The organism is Pseudomonas agronomica (assembly GCF_025917275.1).
GTDB lineage: Bacteria > Pseudomonadota > Gammaproteobacteria > Pseudomonadales > Pseudomonadaceae > Aquipseudomonas > Aquipseudomonas agronomica.
The window spans coordinates 1-1268 of sequence record NZ_JAOSHO010000852.1; the positions used below are offsets into that span (position 1 = coordinate 1).

At 63.6% G+C, this 1268-nt stretch carries 1 protein-coding gene; it reads left to right on the top strand.

Annotation, left to right across the window (positions count from 1 at the left end):
• The first annotated feature begins 35 nt into the window (after positions 1–35).
• Positions 36–1247 carry a cytochrome c biogenesis protein DipZ gene (locus OC610_RS27655; protein WP_264432697.1) on the top strand — a complete coding sequence of 404 codons (1212 nt, stop codon included), beginning with the start codon at positions 36–38 and terminating at the stop codon, positions 1245–1247.
• Positions 1248–1268: the final 21 nt, after the last annotated feature.

Here is a 1268-nt window from a genome sequence, read left to right on the forward strand (position 1 = left end):
CGGGTTCTCTTCCAATCTTAATTTGAGGTGCTGCCATGTTTCTGATCGCATTTCTCGGCGGGATCCTGACGATCCTCAGCCCTTGTATTCTTCCCGTGGTGCCGTTCCTGTTCGCCCGGGCCAATCAGTCGCGCAGCTCGGTGTTGTTGACGCTGGGCGGCATGGTGTTGACCTTCGCCGCCGTGTCCAGCCTGGCGGTGGTCAGCAGCGAATGGGTGTTGCGGGCCAGCGTTGCCGGGCGGCAAGTCGCCCTGGTGGTGATGGTGCTGTTTGCCCTGTCGCTGATGTTCAGCCGGGTGGGCACTTGGTTGGCGCGGCCGCTGGTCAACCTGGGCAATCGTCTCGATGCCGGCGCCGGGCGGATGAGTGGGCCTGTGGCGTCGGTGTTGATCGGCGTCGCCACCGGGTTGCTCTGGGCACCGTGCGCTGGCCCTGTCCTTGGCGTGATCCTGACCGGGGCGATGCTGCAAGGCGCCAGCGCCCAGACCAGCCTTTTGTTGCTCGCCTACGGCCTGGGCAGTGCCTTGTCACTGGGCACCTTGATCCTCGCCGGCCGCGGCTTGGTCGGTCGGTTGAAACTCTCGCTGCCGATCACCGCCTGGCTGCGCCGCGCCACCGGGGCGCTGGTGTTGCTGGCCGCCGTGGCAATCGGCACCGGGGCGGATGACCGGTTACTGGCCGCGACGTCGTCGCAACAGTCGGCCAGCCTGGAAAAAAGCCTGCTGGAGAACGTGCCCAAGGCCATCGACTATGTAGTGAGCAAGGCCGGCGCGAGCACTATGCCAACGCTCGAATCCCAAGGCGCCATGCCTGCGCTGGACGGCGCGGTGCAATGGCTCAACTCGCCGCCGCTGAGCAGCGAGTCGTTGCGGGGCAAGGTGGTGCTGGTGGATTTCTGGACCTACGACTGCATCAACTGCCAGCACACGCTGCCGTATGTGAACGACTGGGCGAAGAAATACGCGAAGGACGGTCTGGTGGTCATCGGCGTCCACACCCCGGAATACGGCTACGAGAAGATCATCGACAACGTGCGCGAGCAGGTGCGCAAACTGGACATCCAGTACCCGGTCGCCATCGACAACCAATATGCAATCTGGCGCGCTTTCAACAACCAGTACTGGCCAGCCCATTACCTCATCGATGCCAAGGGGCAGGTGCGCTACAGCCACTTCGGTGAAGGGCGATACGGCGAGCAGGAACAGGTGATCCAGCAATTGCTGCAAGAGGCGAAGGCCGGCCAATAACCCGTAGCTTGCTCCCACTGG